The sequence below is a fragment of the Sporosarcina sp. P32b genome (genome assembly GCF_002743335.1).
GTDB lineage: Bacteria > Bacillota > Bacilli > Bacillales_A > Planococcaceae > Sporosarcina.
Window position 1 is genome coordinate 15,327 of the sequence record NZ_PDZB01000028.1, and the last position, 18,696, is coordinate 34,022.

The 18,696-nt window shown below is 37.6% G+C and carries 15 protein-coding genes and 1 pseudogene; all 16 read right to left on the bottom strand.

Going from position 1 to position 18,696, the window contains the following annotated elements; genetic code table 11:
• Positions 1-137 precede the first annotated feature (137 nt).
• The 16 genes and pseudogenes from CSV64_RS14600 to CSV64_RS14675 all read right to left on the bottom strand — a co-directional run bounded on the left by CSV64_RS14600 (position 138) and on the right by CSV64_RS14675 (position 18,103).
• Complete coding sequence (locus CSV64_RS14600; RefSeq protein ID WP_099635322.1) at positions 138-2,198, bottom strand: transglycosylase domain-containing protein; 2,061 nt, start codon at positions 2,196-2,198, stop codon at positions 138-140.
• 178 nt (positions 2,199-2,376) lie between these two features.
• Positions 2,377-4,161, bottom strand: coding sequence for a choline/carnitine O-acyltransferase (locus CSV64_RS14605; RefSeq protein ID WP_099635323.1), 1,785 nt, complete (start codon positions 4,159-4,161; stop codon positions 2,377-2,379).
• Between the two features lie 196 nt (positions 4,162-4,357).
• Entirely contained in the window at positions 4,358-4,876 is a 519-nt protein-coding gene (locus tag CSV64_RS14610) for a hypothetical protein (RefSeq protein ID WP_099635324.1), read from the bottom strand.
• 146 nt (positions 4,877-5,022) lie between these two features.
• Positions 5,023-5,646 carry an AIM24 family protein gene (locus CSV64_RS14615; protein WP_233190497.1) on the bottom strand — a complete coding sequence of 208 codons (624 nt, stop codon included), beginning with the start codon at positions 5,644-5,646 and terminating at the stop codon, positions 5,023-5,025.
• Positions 5,647-6,031: 385 nt separating this feature from the next.
• Positions 6,032-6,334: pseudogene (locus tag CSV64_RS14620) on the bottom strand (alcohol dehydrogenase catalytic domain-containing protein); the annotation flags it as partial.
• Between the two features lie 565 nt (positions 6,335-6,899).
• Positions 6,900-7,757, bottom strand: a complete 858-nt coding sequence (locus tag CSV64_RS14625) for an IS3 family transposase (protein ID WP_233190500.1) — start codon at positions 7,755-7,757, stop codon at positions 6,900-6,902.
• A complete protein-coding gene (locus CSV64_RS14630; protein WP_158233054.1) occupies positions 7,754-8,104 on the bottom strand; it encodes a transposase in 351 nt (116 codons plus the stop codon). The genes CSV64_RS14625 and CSV64_RS14630 overlap by 4 nt, the downstream gene beginning before the upstream one ends.
• A 213-nt stretch (positions 8,105-8,317) precedes the next feature.
• Positions 8,318-9,481, bottom strand: coding sequence for a hypothetical protein (locus CSV64_RS14635; protein WP_099635328.1), 1,164 nt, complete (start codon positions 9,479-9,481; stop codon positions 8,318-8,320).
• Positions 9,482-9,643: 162 nt separating this feature from the next.
• Complete coding sequence (locus CSV64_RS14640; protein WP_199168593.1) at positions 9,644-9,949, bottom strand: reverse transcriptase family protein; 306 nt, start codon at positions 9,947-9,949, stop codon at positions 9,644-9,646.
• Between the two features lie 535 nt (positions 9,950-10,484).
• Positions 10,485-12,758, bottom strand: coding sequence for a CHAT domain-containing protein (locus CSV64_RS14645; RefSeq protein WP_099635329.1), 2,274 nt, complete (start codon positions 12,756-12,758; stop codon positions 10,485-10,487).
• A gap of 360 nt (positions 12,759-13,118) precedes the next feature.
• On the bottom strand, positions 13,119-13,367 hold the full coding sequence (locus tag CSV64_RS14650) for a hypothetical protein (RefSeq protein WP_099635330.1): 249 nt from the start codon (positions 13,365-13,367) through the stop codon (positions 13,119-13,121).
• A gap of 474 nt (positions 13,368-13,841) precedes the next feature.
• Positions 13,842-14,567 carry an AIM24 family protein gene (locus tag CSV64_RS14655; protein ID WP_233190498.1) on the bottom strand — a complete coding sequence of 242 codons (726 nt, stop codon included), beginning with the start codon at positions 14,565-14,567 and terminating at the stop codon, positions 13,842-13,844.
• A gap of 263 nt (positions 14,568-14,830) precedes the next feature.
• Complete coding sequence (locus CSV64_RS14660; protein WP_099635331.1) at positions 14,831-15,955, bottom strand: S-layer homology domain-containing protein; 1,125 nt, start codon at positions 15,953-15,955, stop codon at positions 14,831-14,833.
• 274 nt (positions 15,956-16,229) lie between these two features.
• Positions 16,230-16,562: an arginase family protein gene (locus tag CSV64_RS14665; RefSeq protein WP_369823544.1), complete on the bottom strand. Its 333-nt coding sequence runs from the start codon at positions 16,560-16,562 to the stop codon at positions 16,230-16,232.
• 81 nt (positions 16,563-16,643) lie between these two features.
• Complete coding sequence (locus CSV64_RS14670) at positions 16,644-17,633, bottom strand: hypothetical protein (RefSeq protein WP_099635332.1); 990 nt, start codon at positions 17,631-17,633, stop codon at positions 16,644-16,646.
• Positions 17,634-17,842: 209 nt separating this feature from the next.
• Complete coding sequence (locus CSV64_RS14675; RefSeq protein ID WP_099635333.1) at positions 17,843-18,103, bottom strand: hypothetical protein; 261 nt, start codon at positions 18,101-18,103, stop codon at positions 17,843-17,845.
• Positions 18,104-18,696: the final 593 nt, after the last annotated feature.

Below are 18,696 nucleotides of genomic sequence, written 5' to 3' on the forward strand. Positions count from 1 at the left end.
ATACTTCCATATTATCGAAATATCAGAAAAAAGTCACGATACTCTAGCTAACAAAAAAAGTACCTGTGCATGAAACTTCCATGATTGTTTAAAAAATCACGTTTGTTTCTCACACAGGCACCTTATTTACTTTGCCTTTATTCCTCTTTATCTGTAAACCATTTCCGTCCCCACTCTTCAATCCCTTCCCAAAACTCTTTTTTCTTCTCGTCCTTCTCTTTTTTCTTCTCTTTCTTTTCTCTTTCTTCCTTCGTCTTTTTCTTCTGCTTCTTCAGCTCTTTGATTTCTTCATCAATTAACGACAAATCAAATTCCTTTGCTGTTAATTCGCTAGCTGATTTTGAAACAACTTGTGCGAAAATGGGTGGTGCAGTAAAGCTGCTAGTAGATGTTAAATAATGGTCGGCGTCTGTTTTATCATATCCAAGCCATACCGCACCGGCAATGTCCGGTGTATAGCCAACGAACCAATGATCTTTTGAACCGTCCACTCCTTCAATCGGGAGCTGTGTGGTGCCCGTCTTTCCCGCCACGTCCACACCGGAAACTTGTGCTTTTTTGGCAGTGCCTTCATTTACAGCCCCTTGCAGCATATAGGTCATTTGCTGGGCAACTTCCGCATCTGTCACTTGTACAGACTCACCCTGCCACTTCCCAAGCACTTTTCCTTCCGAATCTTTAATTTCGGTGATCGCATGCGCTTCCTCCATCACTCCGTCATTCGCAAACGCAGAAAACGCTTGAGCCATCCGCAAAGGAGAAGTACCTTTGTCCATTCCTCCCAACGCTAATCCAAGTGCACGGTCATTTTTTTCTAATGGAATTCCAAACCGTTCAACAGCCTGCACTCCATTTTTGATGCCGATCTCATCCAATAGCCAAACGGGAGGGATATTATACGATTGTGCGAGTGCATCGTACATCGTCACGTTCCCTCTATATGTCTGATCAAAGTTTTTCGGAGAGTACCCATCCATATCTATCGGTTCATCCACAAGCAAATCCGACATATGGTACCCTTGCTCAAGTGCCGGCGTATAGACGGCAAGCGGCTTTAACGCAGATCCAGGCTGCCGTATGAGGTCAGTCGCATTATTGAAGCGTCCCTGCGTATATTCTCCTCTTCCACCGACTAACGCTAGGATTCCACCTGTTTTAGGGTTCAAGAAAACAGAGGCACTCTGCAAAAGCTGATCTGGCGTGCTCTTAGGAAAATATCTATCATCCGCATATACGTCTTCTAGCGCATTTTGGACCGTCGGATTGATTTCTGTCGTAATATGCAACCCGCCGGACAGCACTTCATTTCTCGTCAAATCGTACATAGTGACCGCCTCGTCCACTACACGGTCGATATAATACGGATAGTTCACTTTATAATCTGGAACTGTCGATTCAGCCAATGCCAGTTTCTGCCCAACAGCTTCATCGTATTCTTGCTGACTGCTATACTGTTCACTCAGCATCAACGACAACACGAGATTGCGCCGTTTCACCGACTTTTCTATATCTTTCGTAGGCGCTAAATGCGACGGTGCTTTAATGATGCCCGCAATTGTCGCAGATTCACTTAACGTCAATTCGCTAACATCCTTACCGAAATAGGTCTGCGCTGCTCGTTGAACGCCCCATGCCCCGTCACCGAAATAGATTTGGTTCAGGTAACGTTCCATGATTTCCTCTTTCGAATACACTCGTTCAATCTTCTTTGCGAGGATCAGTTCTTTGAATTTACGCGAATACGTACGCTCTTGCGTCAAAAATACATTTTTCGCAAGCTGCTGCGTAATCGTACTGCCCCCTGCCACGATTTTGCCTTTGAACGCGTTCTCGACTAAGGCGCGTCCCATCCTGAAATAATTAATGCCGTGATGTTTGTAGAATCGTTGATCTTCCACGGAGACGACTGCTTCGATCAACGTATTCGGAATTTGGTCGATCGATACACCTTCAATATTCGAATTCGAAACCTTACTGATCACTTCACCGTCCGGATCGTAAATCACTGTCGATCTGGGTGCAGGTTCTTCGAGTTTACTTACGTCACTGAATGTGATGAAGACATTCAGTACGAGTAGTACGCTAAGAACGGCAAGCAGTGCACTGATCCATACGAAACGGATGATCTTGTTCTTCAGGCTTCTTTTCTTTTTAGGTGCTTTTTTATGTTGTAATGCCTTATACTCGGATCTTTTCATATACGTTTCACCTGCTTTATGCTGCGAATTTTTATTGGTTCAGTACAGCATAAGTATTGACGATGGGGGTGTTTGAAGGTTGCGGATTTTGTCTGTTGGGGGATTTTGGTACGGATGTATGTAAAAAAAGTACCTGTGCATGAAACTTTCATGATTGTTTCCCGCACAGGTACCTTATTTAAATAATACGGTTCGCAATCTGTCGTAATTCTAAAAATGCATCTCGCAAATGATTTGTTAACTTCTGCGCATGATGTGCTTCATCCGCACCGGAGGAGATATTAATAGAAATCGATTGATCCAATAAAATATAAGCGAGTCCAAAACCACCTTCAACGACTGGGCCGAATATCCGATACTTTACATTGTCATACGCCATACCACTTGTCGAAATAAAATCATGACGCATTGTCAAATAACCAGTGTCGCTAAAGAGTGCAGGTCTATCCGTCATACCGAGGTCTTCCCCGTGCAATGTATACATTTGCTCCAGGCCGTACATATGCCTTTCAACACCGAATCCTTTACGGCACCTGATGATTCGATCTGTATGAGCCGCGCTCGCCTTTTGCATCAAGTCATACAACACTTCATGACTCTCTTCACCGTTTTCTAGCGCTTTCACCAAGTCGACCTTTTCCATACTCGTCGCTCTCGCACATTCCGTTCTTCCTTCATAAAATGCACGGACTGAAACAGGTTCATAAACGCTTCTACATGTGCCAAACGTTCTGTACTGTGCAATTTGTAAAGCCATATGGAAAAAAGCATCCGGACTAATATTCATCTTTTTGATTTCATCTGAACCAAAACTATTGAAGATTGTCGTTTTAATAGAAAACTCTTTTTTGACTCTTGCATTCTCTTTTTCAAATCTCATTAACGACTTCTCCATCTCCGCAGATAATTCCCATTGTTGTTTTTCCATTAGAGTAGGTTCAGTCGTATATATTTTTTCAGGCTCATCACTTTCTAGGCCTTCATTTACATAGCTAATGACAGCAAATATCGTCGTACCATCAACCGATGAATGCTCAATGCTATAACCCAATTCACCTTTTGTAGTGAGGATTACTTGGATGGTTTTATCAAAGTATTTATTCGTTCCATTTAACATTAAATTCTCAATCGCTTCTTCTGAATTACTACTTTCTTCATCCATAGATAGGACAATGAGCGAATCCGCTATCGCTTGTAGATGATCTGCATTCACTTTAGATACGATGAGTTGATCATATATCTTCGCAGCTTCGTCTCTTTTCGCAGTTGTAAAAATCCCTATGTTGGCGCCTTCACTTTGCTCTTCTTGAAAAGTTCTTTCAATAGCATGTGCGATTTCACTGCTTTGATACATTTCACCTTCACCATTCGTTACGTTCACTTTATACACATTTCTTTTATATAAAATAATGACATGGTTATTTCTTTTCTCGAATGCCGCTAGTCTAAATTCATCTCTTTCTACTCTTGGTATGCGAATGGACTTGAAAAACTTCTTATATTGACTCATATCTTGCGGTACACCATTTTTTACGACTGGCGCTACTTCCTCATCCATTATTAAATGATAGAATTCCGTGACTAAACGGCTTACCCTTCCCGCAAGTTCCGCACGCGTATATCGATTTTCATGCTGTTTATTATCTAATAAAATATTAAAATGCATGCCCGTTGGCAAAGGTTCACGGAATTTTAGATACATATCATCCCATAAAGGCTTTAGCCAACTACCTTCCATTTTGCCATCCAATTCGCATAGTTTTTTTTGAAGTTTTTCTGCGTCTCCATCCACTTTGAAGAAATGGTTCACAACCTTCGTAGTTTCTTCAAGTTGTTCATCGTTTACAAGAGGTTCAACCCATTCAAGAAGTTTCTCTTTTGTATTCGTTAATGGCGGTATGGGTAAAGATGGTAATTCATTTTTATAAGCAAATGTCTTTTTTATAATAATTAGTCCCTTCATGATGCATTTTTAAGCGATTATCATTTTCACGCTAAAAAGAAGATCGGGTGTCCAATCTTCTTTTCGAGCCATTTATTTAGTATAACACGAAAGAGAATCGCATAATAAAGGTACCTGCGCAGGGAAATTTTATGAATGGTTAAGCATTCACGTAGGTTTCTCACACAGGTACCTTTATTTAAAAAAGAACGTCTATTTACATTTTTGAATAGATATCCTTCATTTTGTTTTCGAATTCCATATACTTCGTTTCATACCCTTCAAGATGTTCGCCGCTTGTCCCAAACTTCTCAATTAGTTCTGCTGCGGCCGTCTTTAGTTCTTCGAAGTCTTCAGTCATGCCAAGTTCTTCAATTTGTTCGTGGAAATATCCGATATACGTAATGGTCGATTCAGCAAGAAATTGTTCAGCATGCGCGAATCTCTCTCGATAGTCGGAGCCCTCTTTCATGTCATTTACGGAGCTTTCAACAAAACTTTTCACGCTTGAAAATTCCGAGAAGAATGCTTCTTCGAGGTCTTCGGTTTCTTCATTGGATTCGTTGACCATTGGTGGACGTTCCATTACTTCAACTTTTGACTCATTGTCTTGTGCCGGTTCGACTTGTTGCATTGGTAAATCGTCTTGCTTCGTTTCTTCGTCATCCGTTCCACAACTCGCTAACAATAGCCCAAGGATAACAAACGATCCCAATGCACCATTCATCTTTTTCAATTCAAACTCCCCTTCCCTTTTTACTTTATCCTAACATATTCCTTGATATGAAAAACACCTGCGCACGAAACTCTCATGAATGGTTAAACATTCATGTTTGTTTCTTACACAGGCACCTTATTTTAATAGAATCTAGTATTCCGAATTTATTGAAGGAACGGCGCCATTAATACTTTTCCTGTTCCGCGGTAGACATTTACCAATCCTTCGCCTGAAGCCGCTGAACCCATAAGTGTTTTCCCAGAGCGTTCGACAGTAAATTCTAACCCGCCTGACCAAGCAATCGCCATATTCCCATCGATTTTCAACTCATCATTTTCTAACTCGATTTCGATAAGTTCCTCTCTTGCTACGGAAGATTCCAGTGCAATCGTTCCTTTACCGGTAAGTCCCAGATTGAAAAGACCTTCCCCACCGAGTGCAGCAGAAGAAAGATTGGAGCGCATCACGGCCTTATGTTTTAATCCTGAATCACAAGCTAAAAAGAGTCCGTCTTCAATGACGAGTGACTGATCCCACTCGTCTACATCCAGTAGCAAAATATGCTTGTACGTTGGTTCTAACACAAGTGTACCGGTTCCTGTGTACTCCGGTTTGATGCTCGATTCCTTGGTCATTTTGCCCCTTATCGTTTTTCCAATAAAGTCTCCTACGCCCTTAAGGCCAGTCGTCGCTTTCACATCTCCGGCCATCCACTGCATGGCCCCTGCCTGAATCGTAATGTTTGATTGACTGACATCGCAAACTAGCTGTCTTCTTCTTACATTCATCTCAGAAGCATAATATGCCGATTGGGCCGTCGCATGACCGATACTTAACTCTCTTTGAAACTCTACTACTTTAAAAGGGCCTAGCTCCTCCCTGACTTTTACATTCTCATTATCTTCAAAGTTTTTAATCGTAAACAGAATAATCGCCCACTTTCTGATTTTCTAATTTGGTTGCAAGGTTATGGTAATTATAACATGAGAGTGTACTTAATCAGAAAAAAACCTGTACAGCATATCACTTCAACACGAAAAAATTGCATGGAAGTTATATGTGTACAGGCTAGCTGTTCAATTATTGAATCGTAATCACAATTTTACCTTTTGCATGATGCGTTGCACTTAAATCATGTGCTTCACGCAATCCCTTTTCGGTTAACGAGAACGTATGAATGAGAACCTTATCACCTTTTTTCACTTGCCCAAAGTCAACAAGGCATTGCCAAGCCGTTAAACCTGCCAACGGAACGGACGCTGCCTTTTCAAAGCTAAGATGATCTGGCTTGAATGCCACTAATTCCTCATCGACCACCACATACTCGCTGTATGTTCCATTCTCCATGGCTGGACGCGCGAATACTGCATCTCCTTTTTTGAACTGCGTAACCTGACTTCCAACTTCACTAATGATTCCTGTTGCATCCCAACCTAAAATTAACGGAAACTCAAAAGGCATGGCGTCTTTCAAATACACTCCTTCTAATTAGTACTCTTGAATAATTTTGATTACTTGTGCTTTCTATATTATATACCCTGAATCATTTATCTCAATCGAAGGAGCGAATGGATGGTAAAAGGCACCTGTGCATGAAACTTTTATGATTGTTTAAACATTCATGATTGTTTCCTGCACAGGTGCCATATTTATTTTCTGTTTCCCATTTTCTACTACACGAATTGTGTGGAAGTTGTGTGGGGACCTGGTACCGTCTTTTAATGTTTAATTCCAGAGTTAGCAGCGATCGGATAACCGAGGCAGATCAGAAATCTACTTGAAAACACAGTTGCCTGTGCATTAAACTTTCATGATTGTTTAAACATTCACGTTTGTTTCGCACAGGTATCCTTTTAAGGTGTTGGAAAGGTGCCAGGTACGTACACAACTTCAGTTCGATTTGGAATTGTTTCCGAATTGTGTATGGACCTGGTACTTTATTTCAGTGTGGGGAACTGGTGCTTTTTTCGTTATGAATTTTAAAGGTACCTGTAGTCAAGCCCCTTAAAAATGGACACGAAGGTTTATATAGAATTGTGTGTTATGCACTTTTCAAATAGCTAGCCAAGAATGCTTCAGGAGACAAATAGCCTAAGCGTTTTTGGCTACGTATTTCTTTGTAGTATGTAATGAACTTTGGAATGGCTTCCTCAAGAAGCGTTGGTGTTTCAATTGGATAATGATATGGTATCTCAGTTTTAAAATGTGAAAAAAAGCTTTCAATTACGGCGTTATTCCAACAGTTTGCTTTTCGGGACATGCTTGGGATAAAATCAAGTTCTTTTGATAACTGATTGTAACGATGGGACCGATAAGAGTTTCCTCGATCTGTATGAAGAATCACTCCAGAGAGGTCTTTTAGATTTCGTTCTTTCATTGCATTGCGAATCGACTTTTCCATCGTCTCATTATTGGAAGTACGTCCTATCACGACTCCAATTGGATTTCGGTCATATAAATCCATTATGGCGGATACAAAAACTTTTTCATCCCCCCTAATGAATTCAGTTACGTCCATCACCCATTTACAGTTAGGAAGCAGGGCATTAAAATCGCGGGCAAGTAAATTAGGATAAATATAGCCAGTTGCTTTAGATCTGTTTTCTTTTGTATATTTTTTCCGTCGGATCTTGGAGCGTATATTCAATTCCTTCATGAGACGGGCCACACGTTTATGATTAATAATATAATTAGCTGCACGAAGTACACCTGAAATTCGCTTTGCCCCACAGGTGCCGCGATTCTGTTTAACAATCTTTTTAATCTCTACAATATCTTCTTTGTCACGACTGGATGCTTCTTTTTTGGGCCGCTTTAAATAAGCATAATAACCGCTTCTGGATACGCCTATTGCCTTGCATAATTGCTTTACCGTGTAAACCTTTCTCAGGGCTGTTATCGCTTCGTATGCCTTTTGTTTTCCTTCTCCTTGAGAAAGGCTTGGAACTTTTTTAAGATTTCAATCTCCGTTAACAGTTCATTGTATTTCTTTTCAATTTCTTGAAGCCGCTTGAGCTCATCTCTTAATTGGTCTCTCGGAACTTTTGGGGTTTTTACGAAAGGGCGCAAGCCCTCCACTCCCTTTTCTTTATAGATACGAATCCAATTAGAAATGGAGTTGACGTGAATTTGATGCTCAGCAGCAATATCAGTTTTTGGTCGATTCTCTTCTAAGACTTCTTTAACGATTGTGCATTTCTGTTCAAAAGATAATATCCTTTTCCTACCCTTTTTTATAAATTCCAAAATGAACACCCCCCATAACAATATTTTCATACAATTATAACATCTGTTGTGTCCATTTTAAGGGGGTCGACTACTGTGCACCACACAAATCAGACGCTATTCTGAATTGTGTGATTCATAGGTAGTGTATTTAATTGCGTGGCGCACAGGAACTTCTTTCTACGAACTTAATATATTGCCTCGGAGAAAGATGTGCTATGCGTGTGTGTATTTTCATGAGTGGTTACTCCATTTATACAGTACTCTTTCTGCTATATATTTAATAAGTGATAATTCTTTTTTAATTATTTCATCATTAAGATTAGGTATGAAATTAGCATCTTTAGGTGCCTCTTTTGAATGGACTAACGAACACCTTATTGAGTAAATTCTTGTTGCTACTGATTCAACAAGTTCCGTAGCTTCCAAAGGAATAAGCGCAGGATATTTCTTTGAAGGTTCGGTATACTGTTTACCTCTGCTAACGATTTCTTCAAGCCATGACCCTATTTCTGATTCAGTTATCGTGTTAGTTAAAATGTGTTTCACTACTAATAGTTCGTTGGGTTTAGCAAACCTTGCATCGTTAATGGCTCTTATATAGAAAAATTCAAGAACCTGATAATATGCTAAATATTTATGTCTCGGTATCTTAGTATAATTGGCAAAGTTAAAATATCTTAACGGGATTTCTTCGAATTCATTATCACTCATTTCTAAAATAACTCTAGACGTAACTCCTTTTAATTTGCTTTCATTTTCAAATCTTGACATCTTGAAACCAAAGTCTAGATTGATATTACATTCAAATAAAATATGTTCAACGAATTTATAAAATTGCTCTGTATTTTCAAAAAAACTATCATTCCAGATTTGTAGAGTAATATCTTTCTCATTGTTTCTTGCATGCTCTATCGAACCATAATCTTCTACAATGTATTGATCAAAAAATGTTTGCCAAAAAAGATCGCTCATTTGACCAATATGTCCTATGACTTCTCCGCCCTTCTCTAATGTTATGCCACCTACTTGTACATAATCATAGCCTTTAATTAACATTTTCTTGGTTGTTTCATCAGCAAATTCAAGCAGCACCTCATAATAATTGCCACAATATGCAGTTGAAGTGTCATATCTGAAATAGCAATAATACATTGCAGGAGTCGCGTGTTTCATGATTGCGTCAAACAAGTATATATCATCTGAAGCAGTGATGCTCGAAGACACTTTTTTTACTACTTCAACCTGTTCAGACAAAATGCTTTCTAACTTAGGTTCAATTTCAATTCCATAATAATTTCTAAAAAAATTCCTGTAATCTTCCACATTCCATGTTTTTATCCATTCCTCTAGTCGCTCATTTTCTATATTTCTGTGTCCGTATATACCACCATCCATCGATATCACTCCTTATAACTGGTATGGTAAATTAATAAAAGGTACCTGTGCATGAAACTTTCATGATTGTTTAAACATTCACGTTTGTTTCTCACACAGGTACCTTATTCTAGTACCTTAGTTTAATTTAAAGATAGTACCAGGTCCTCACACAGCTCTAGTTCAATTCGGAATTGTTTCCAAATTGCGTGTGTACCTGGTACCTGCTTTTAAAATATAGGTTCTCCTGACAGGAACAGGCTTGTAAGCATTCCTTTTCATTCGCTTCACCAAATCCGCAATATTTTCTTCTAGATTTTCGGCATACTCTTCTTTGGTAACCCTTTCGATTCCAGTAGCTTTTCCAGAAGGGAGCTCGTGATGGCACTGGATAAGACTTTCCTCATTAATCAAATGTGTAATTGACGTGAATTTCATTTTCGGATTCGTCTTTGCCAATTCTGCTATCCTTATCAGTTTCGTTTCCATTTGTTAACCTACCTCTGCGTGTAGTAAATGTGTCCCTTCAAAGGGCGATAATTAGGTAGTTGCCTTTCCTCCATTGGAATTACCCAACTTCATCGGTACTATGCAACCTTCCGACTTCCTGTGCGGCATTTGGCTTTCTCACTTGTTATCGCTTGTTCCGCCATACTCTCCAATTGGAAAGACCGACAGGACCTCCCGAGTTGCTACAACATATCAATGTCTGACGTGCCAAGGTCACCGACTCCGAAGAAGTCTCCACGGTCTTGCCATTCCGTCCGTGAAGATGTTGCTTTCTGCGCAGGTCAACGCATCAGCCTCCTTGACTGGTATTTCGGAGCTCAATCCCTTCAACCAATTGGCTTTCGGCCCGCCATCTAACTGTCTACGCTTAAAGATACCGGTTACCCGATATCCTCCAAGACTCGCTACGAGTGAATGGCTAGTTCTTACTCGACGGGAATCCCACCCGTTATATGTTGCAACCTAGGCTCGGTCGCTCGACCTGGTACCTTCTTTAAATTTTCTAAACCTAAGTTTATTCGAAAACCATGGCAGACTGAGAATAGAAAGGGCTTGAAAAATCTTCGCTACTACTTTGAATTCTATCAATAATTTCAAGACTTGAATTAATACTTTTCAAATCGGAAATGATAGCTTCATTACCAAATGACATTATTTTACTAGTTGATTTTAGCGCAAAAGCTAAATCAGGTAAATCTGTCGAAACAAGATATTTCATAATAAGACATCCAAATAGAACTGAACCCATAGCGTCTACAGGCCACAAGTGCCCAAGTACACTCTGTTGAGAATTAGTTAAACCGGAAGCAATTCCAGTAAACCCCATACTATTATATCTGATTTCCGATGTCGCACTCTGACAAGCGTTTAGAATTAAATATCTCTTAGTTAATCTTTGTATTTTAATTTCTGAAAGCTCTTTTGTAGTTATGTATGCATCTGATGAAATGATAATTCGAGAATTTGGTGGGTTATTATGATCAAATTCACCATGTGTAATTAACCAGAGAACATCGAATTCATCGTCAGCATACTTTTTTAGAAATAGATCTTTGTTACATTCCGTTTCAGAATAAACTTCATAACTAATTTCCCTGTCATCTAATAATACTTTAAGGGCGTCTACTTCAAATTGCGCTCTATATAAAGTGCTATCTGGATTTGCCCAAATTAATACTTTTCTTATACTTTTAAGAGAACTAAGTTTTTTATTCGTGCGTAAAGTTACAATTTTGTTTTCAATTAAGTTGTCTAGTAAAGGAACAACAGGTGTATTAGTCCAACATACTTCTATGAATTCAATATAATCATTAATAGAGTCCTCCAAAAGTTTACTCAACTTCTCAATTTCAACAAATTCACCTAACTTATTAGTATAATCTTTAGCAGTATGAATATACATTCTGTCTGCTAGTTTCACTTCTAATGATTCGGGTGCCTCAATTAATGCTGTCCAACTATCTTCTAATAAATCTTTGGCCTTAAATATATCAGCAAGAACCCATTTACTCTCTGCTTCAAAGTAAGTAACCTCTCCATGGTCAGAAAAAATGTATAAAGGCTTTTCAGTAGTTAAGTTTAAAATAGAAACCAGAATACATTTATCCTTGAAATTAGTAACTGCATCATCAATATCATTAAAACAATTCCATAAATATGTTACCTTTATAATCGAAATCCAATCTTTTTTTTCATAAAAGTAAGTAATTGTTTCTAGGAAAACAAATGAATATTTCTTTTTATACAAATCTAGCATTATTCTCGTTGGATATGAATTTCTAGCATCAAATAGAAGAGACTCAATTTTTGCTATGATTTCTTGGCTAGAATCGGAGTGGTTATTTTTCATGATTAATAACATTTCTAAAGAACAAACATCTGAAGGGTGTTTTTCTTCAGTAGGTATCGCTAATGCAATTTCACTCCACGTTCTATCCTTATAGACCTTGGCAAGTGTTTTTGCTATTTCATAACTATATGTATATTGTTTTAATGATGATTGTATTGAAAACTCATTCAAAAGTAGTTGTTCAATTTCTCTAAAAGTAGTTCCAATATCATTTTTGCTAAGCAATAATTCCAAATAGTATGTATAAAAAAGTATGTCTGATATTGATGCTTTTTCTCCTAAATTTACATAGGTTTTTATACTAGAAAAGTAATAACTAGCTTCATTATTTATGTCACCTATTGTAATAGCATTCTTAAACAACAAGTAATATTTACCTACGAAATTTTGTCTGTTAGCCTCATTTGTTTTTGCATACATGATATTAATTTTTCGAAAGAGCAGTTCATTTTTTAAAAATTTATCACCTTTTTTTGTATCACGATTATAAATATTTACCCACGGATCTCTAGTTTTTAATAATGCGTTATCGAGTTCTCCAGTTATTCCCAAATGATTTAATTTGGATGCTAAAAGTGCATACATACCCATTGCAAATATATGAGGATCAGAAAATTTAGCAAACCTTCTGTCAAAGAAAATATCATGACTTAAAAAGACTCCATCAAATTTTCTTAATATAAACTTAGATTCTAATTTACCAATCTCAATAAATGCATCACAAATATTATTAGTAATTTCAATTTGCAAAATATAATCTTCATGCGGAAAACTTAGGGAAATGCTACAAAATAAATCATAAATTTTTTTCAAAGTGCTAATTTGATGGTTAACTTTCACTTGGTTACACAAGGTTATTAATGAATGAACTTTTTCTTCATCAACAAATCGGATCTCTTCTGCTAATTTTGTTACTTTATCAAATTTTGTACTTATCATAAATTCAATCTTCCTTTCCAATTTTATTTAAACCTCGGGAATAGTAAGAATACGTTATATTAATTTATACATAAAAGTACAGGTGAAATACGAGTATGCTCATATAATAATATAAGTATTTTAGTTATTAGCGAAAAACAAGGAATGATTAATGGTACCTTTGCATGAAATTTTACTGGTTGTTTCTTACATAGGTATCTTATTTTCTATTTGTTTTCGAATCTAGTATCTTGGCTTTATACTATTATAATCTTCTATGTATCCTTCTAAGGTACCAGTTCCTCACACAACTCTATTTCAATTCAGAATTGCTTAATAATCATATGATGACCTGGTATCGTATTTTTTGAAAACTGTGTATCAATAATTTGAACTGGATAAAGTATTTCCGCATTCCTGACATTGAATAGATACAATGTTCTCGTCTGGACTTATGATGTCTTCTTCATCAAACACTTCTATATCTCCGGATCTTTTAGTAAAGTAATACTCTAGACTTCTATTAGATCCACATTTTAAACATGTAATGCTAAACAAAGGGTCGGCTTTCTTTTCCTCTAAAAGTCCTATTACGATTGCCTTTAAAATCGGTATAGCAAATCGTTTCATCACTTCACCTCTACTTCGATTTTGATACAATTAAACTGCTTCGTTCGCGTCACGTCGAATACCGTAATACTTTCTGCATATATCATCTTCCTCTCTTTTTAATAAGCCTATTGTGTATCTAGCCTACAGGCGTCGGATTCTAGAAATAGTTTCAACAGTTTCATATTAAATTAATAGAAGTCCACACTTGTGTTCAAGACATAAAATTGTGTTGGAATCTGGTACATTCTATACTTTTTAACTTTTCTTGAGATTTGAAAAAGCACATTCTAAAATAGATGCATTAATAAAGGTACTAGGCCTGCACACAAATTTAGATTTATTTAGAATTGCTTCTGGGTTGTGTGGGGATCTGGTGCTTTTTTCAATATGAATTTTAAAGGTACCTGTGCATGAAACTTTCATGATTGTATAAACATTCACGTTTGTTTCTCACACAGGCACCTTATTTATATCGAATCTGTTATTTCGAATTTATTGAAGAAACGGCGCCATTAATACTTTTCCTGTTCCGCGGTAGACATTTACCAATCCTTCGCCTGAAGCCGCCGAACCCATAAGTGTTTTTCCAGAGCGTTCGACAGTAAATTCTAAACCGCCTGACCAAGCAATCGCCATATTTCCATCGATTTTCAACTCATCATTTTCTAACTCAATTTCTATAAGTTCCTCTCTTGCCACGGAAGATTCCAGTGCAATCACTCCTTGCCCGGTAAGTCCCAAATTGAAAAGACCTTCCCCACCGAGTGCAGCAGAAGAAAGATTAGAACGCATCACGGCCTTATGTTTTAATCTTGAATCACAAGCTAAAAAGAGTCCGTCTTCAATAACGAGTGACTGATCCCACTCATCTACATCCAGTAGCAAAATATGCTTATACGTTGGTTCTAAAACAAGCGTACCGGTGCCCGTGTACTCCGGTTTGATGCTAGATTCTTTGGTCATTTTGCCCCTAATCGTTTTTCCGATGAAATCTCCTACTCCCTTAAGCCCAGTCGTCGCTTTCACGTCTCCCGCCATCCATTGCATGGCCCCTGCCTGAATCGTAATGTTTGACTGACTGACATCGCAAACTAGCTGTCTTCGTCTTACATTCATTTCGGAAGCATAATATGCCGATTGAGCCGTTGCATGATTCGTACTTAGTTCTTTTTGAAATTCTACTACTTTAAAAGGACCTAGTTCTTCCCTGATTTTCACATTCTCATTATCTTCAAAGTTTTTAATTGTAAACAGAATAATCGCCCGCTTTCTGATTTTCTTTTTTTGCAATGTTATGGTAATTATAACATGATTAAGACTAGTAAAATCCACATTTCCTATGCATTGATGAAAGGTACCTGTGTGTCAAACTTTCATGATTGTTTAAACATTCACGTTTGTTTCTCACACAGGCATCTTGTTTTGAACATTTATGTTTGTTTATCGCGTGGGCACTGTAAACTATTTCATCGATCAATTATTCAATCCGTTCCCCATTCCGCATGGAAACGTTTCATAGCTTCGGGACCGGCGATTGTTTTCAGGAAATATTCTTCCGCACGTTTTGTACGGTCATTGATGAGGTCATCCATGCATATATCACTCTCGCAGTTTCCGTACTCTGAGTCTGTGATCCTGCGTAACGTCCTGTAATCATCTGTTACTTTAGTAAAATCGCCTTCAAGCCATCGTGTCAGCATTTCTCCTACGATTGAATTCTCTTTCGTAAACCGTTTTAAGTAACGTATGTTTTGCTTCGCCATTTCATTGTATCCACGATACTTACTGTACAATTCGATTTCACGCGTATCGCCATAAGGACCGTCTTTGATGGGATCTGTAAGTAAGTAGTCGGCTGGATAAAGCGTCACTTTCTGTTGCATCATACTAAGCATGGCTTCGGCTATATTATAATCGGAACCCTGCAGATATTCAGGTAGCGCAGTAGTCAATTGCCCCGGCAACGGTCTTTCAGGATTTTCAGGATTGATCGGGTCATTCCGATGCAGGGTCCGGTAGAGGAAAACGGCGTAGTGATCACGGGAGACAGCGATATCTGGATAGAATATGCCACCGTCACCCGTCGTAATATCGGCAGCATACATTGCTCGTATGTATTCACTCATCGGATGGTTTCTCGGTACGTCAAGGAAATCAAAGTCCGAAATCTCTTTCAGTTTAAATGCTATTGTCAGCACTTTCGCCATCTCTCCACGTGTAATCTGCTTGTTCGGATAAAAGTTACCTTTTGCATCGGGCTCAAATATACCCGCTTGCTGTACTTTCTGGATGTCATGAAAATAAGGATTCTTCGTGGAGACATCCTTGAATGCCACAAACTTCTTCCGTGCCGGCAATTTGACAATTCTGTTGACAAGCGCGGCTGCTTGCTTCCGATTGATTTTTTCTTTCGGCTTGAATGTACCGTCCGGATACCCACTGATCACTTTCTGATCCCGCATTTCATGCACCATTTCAAAATAAGGATTGTTCGTTGACACATCTCGGAATGGATTCTTGACGGACGCCTCTGTCCCAGTCGGCATCATGAGCAGTGGCAATATAATCACCACTGTCATCATCACTTTCCATAGTTTGTTTTTCATATAAATTCCTCCTATCGGTTAGTACGATATATTTATCAGCGTACAGACGTAGATTTCAGGAAAAAGTTTCAAAATAAAAATACCCATGCGAGAAACAAACATTCACGTTTGTCTCTCGCATGGGCACTCCATTTAAAAATCATAAAGGTACAAGGTCCGCACACAACTTTAGTTCAATTCAGAGTGATTTCCCACTTTCCTAAGAACCTGACACCCACTCAAAAAGCCATGCAGCGAATAATATATATTCGCTGCATGGCTATAGTAGTTTCTATTAGTTAGACTGTTTTTCTTTGTTTTTAAGTATATGGCCTATGAAATTCAGCATCGTCATAGCTGCTACCCGAGTCGTGGCACCGGTAGGATCATATTGGGGAGCAACTTCGACTAGGTCGAAACAAACTACGTTTCCTTTTTCAGCGATTCCAATTAAAATGTCATTTAGGAAATCGAATGTGAACCCTCCAGGCGAAGGGGATCCTGTACCCGTAGCCAATGAAATATCAAAGCAATCAATATCTATCGTCACATAGTATTTATCGGCTTTTGGAATTTTATTAAGTATACCTTCTACACCCAACTTAGCGGAATCGCGTGCTGAGATAATTTAAAGGTACCTGTGCGTCAAACTTTCATGGATATTCAAACATTCACGTTTGTTTCTCGTCAAGGCATGTTATATTTAATATTAATTTAAATTTTGGATTAGAAGAAGTTCTAACATACTTTTTGGATATGTTGTTAAAGGAACATGATACGCTCTTGATGTGCTTAAACATATAAAGAGATTACTTTTTGTGTCCCACAAATAAAATTTACTATTGAAAATAAAAAGATGAAATATAAGTTCGTTTTCTATATTTATATTAATACTTTTCATACTCCTAATTAACTGAGTGATATTATTCTTAATACTAAGTTCAATGTGGGTTAAATAATTTAAATAATATTGTGACTCTCTTACAGCTTTAAGACTATTTTTAGAAGACGCATATCCACCTCCAATCGGAAAATAAATAGAACCATCCTTTGCAGAGGTCAATGTGAAAATACCTGACTTTCTTAATTTGTATCGTTCCACTTCATTAGGTTCATTCTCAGTCAGTGTTAAACCACTTTCTATTTGATATTGCGAAATAGTATCATTCCAATTTTCATGTAATACTTCAAATAATTCCTTATTCGTCCATTCATTATGCCTGCCAATTTTTATTAGATATGCATCACTCGTTGTAATTCTAAGAAATAAGAGGTAATCATTTAAGGGATTGGATCTATCCCTATTCACAAAGCCATCTGAATCTACTTCTGTTCCTAAGTGAAGATGGTGTATTCCCCATTCATTTAATAAAGCATCATGATAATTTGGTTTTAAATACGATCTGCTTAAGTGGGGTAATATGCTATCGCCATCATGAATCTTCTTAATTAATAATTCAACCCTACTTGAGATCTCCGATGGATAAGAAAACCCTTTTGCTGAAAATACCATTCTCGGTCTTTTCTCAATGATTCTTCTATTTATTTCGAAGAATTTCAAATGGACATTTGGATCTTCCGGTGCTACTTTTACATCAAGATGCTGTAATTGTTGTGAAAGAAAATATCCAAAATCTCTTACTAAATTTATATGTACTCGGTATTTAAGTGGATGTTTAAAATAAATATTCATTTTCATACACATCATCCTTTTGCATAAGCTACAGACTTTACTCTATCAACTCTACCTGCTTTCTGACATTCTCAATCGATAATTTCGTTGAATGAAAGATACCTTAATCAAGAAGTTTTTAGTAATGGTACCTATATGTGAAACTTTAATGAGAGTTTAAACATTCACGTTTATTTCTCACACAGGTACCTTATTTTAAATAGTGCCGAAACCTTTTAAACAGTGTAGCGCTTCCAAGGGATCTGACTGACATGGATGTTTGCAAGGAATTTAACAATATCGTTTCTTCCGTGGTACGTAGGGGTCCCTCTTGAGTCTTGTGCCATTAAAATCACGGGCATGCCTCGGAAGTATGGCTGAAATCCATCACGGGTATCTTCACGAGAGGAAGCTGATTGTAAAACATGTCTTTTTACAATTACAATTGCAAATGTTACTCCTTGCTCTGTTATAACTGAACCTTCAAATTGCATCATTCTTATCCTCCTTTCTCAAATATGGAAATGTATTCCTTCGATCTAATATAACGCCTTATATAGTGCTAGTCAATAAACAAACACACTATATATTGTGTTTTAAAAATATGGGTTTCAATTTAATTTCTAAGTAGAAGGTCCAATCAGATAAAACTACAAAATCCCTGTACACATCTATGAGACATGGTAGGGATTTTTTTGGTGCGCCTAAGTTTTTTTGATACATGAATAATTTTCATTAATAAAAGTACCAGTGCGCGAATGACTTTCATGATTGTTTAAACATTCACGTTTGTTTCTCACACAGGTACCTTATTTACTAAGAGGACAATCTTTGATTTTTTGAAAATATGAAAATTCACCTCCTCGATACACTGATTATATCAAGGAGGTGCTACGTTTTTATAATTGGACATTTACAGCACTTATTTGAAAGTAGTAGGTGTGAGATCTAACACCAGATGTTGTTGGCTATAAATGTCAACTATAAAATGTACACTTTCGCTTGTTTAAGGATGTACAGATTTACGGGATTTCCTGACTTAGATGATTCTGTATCCGATAAGATTCACCGGCAATTGAAATGACATACG

What these genes read in the sequence shown, in the direction of transcription:
- CSV64_RS14600 (WP_099635322.1), bottom strand. Translation starts at nt 2,198, where the DNA reads ATGAAAAGATCCGAGTATAAGGCATTACAACATAAAAAAGCACCTAAA.
- CSV64_RS14605 (WP_099635323.1), bottom strand. Translation starts at nt 4,161, where the DNA reads ATGAAGGGACTAATTATTATAAAAAAGACATTTGCTTATAAAAATGAA.
- CSV64_RS14615 (WP_233190497.1), bottom strand. Translation starts at nt 5,646, where the DNA reads ATGAATGTAAGAAGAAGACAGCTAGTTTGCGATGTCAGTCAATCAAAC.
- CSV64_RS14635 (WP_099635328.1), bottom strand. Translation starts at nt 9,481, where the DNA reads ATGGATGGTGGTATATACGGACACAGAAATATAGAAAATGAGCGACTA.
- CSV64_RS14640 (WP_199168593.1), bottom strand. Translation starts at nt 9,949, where the DNA reads ATGGAAACGAAACTGATAAGGATAGCAGAATTGGCAAAGACGAATCCG.
- CSV64_RS14645 (WP_099635329.1), bottom strand. Translation starts at nt 12,758, where the DNA reads ATGATAAGTACAAAATTTGATAAAGTAACAAAATTAGCAGAAGAGATC.
- CSV64_RS14650 (WP_099635330.1), bottom strand. Translation starts at nt 13,367, where the DNA reads ATGAAACGATTTGCTATACCGATTTTAAAGGCAATCGTAATAGGACTT.
- CSV64_RS14660 (WP_099635331.1), bottom strand. Translation starts at nt 15,955, where the DNA reads ATGAAAAACAAACTATGGAAAGTGATGATGACAGTGGTGATTATATTG.
- CSV64_RS14670 (WP_099635332.1), bottom strand. Translation starts at nt 17,633, where the DNA reads ATGAAAATGAATATTTATTTTAAACATCCACTTAAATACCGAGTACAT.
- CSV64_RS14675 (WP_099635333.1), bottom strand. Translation starts at nt 18,103, where the DNA reads ATGATGCAATTTGAAGGTTCAGTTATAACAGAGCAAGGAGTAACATTT.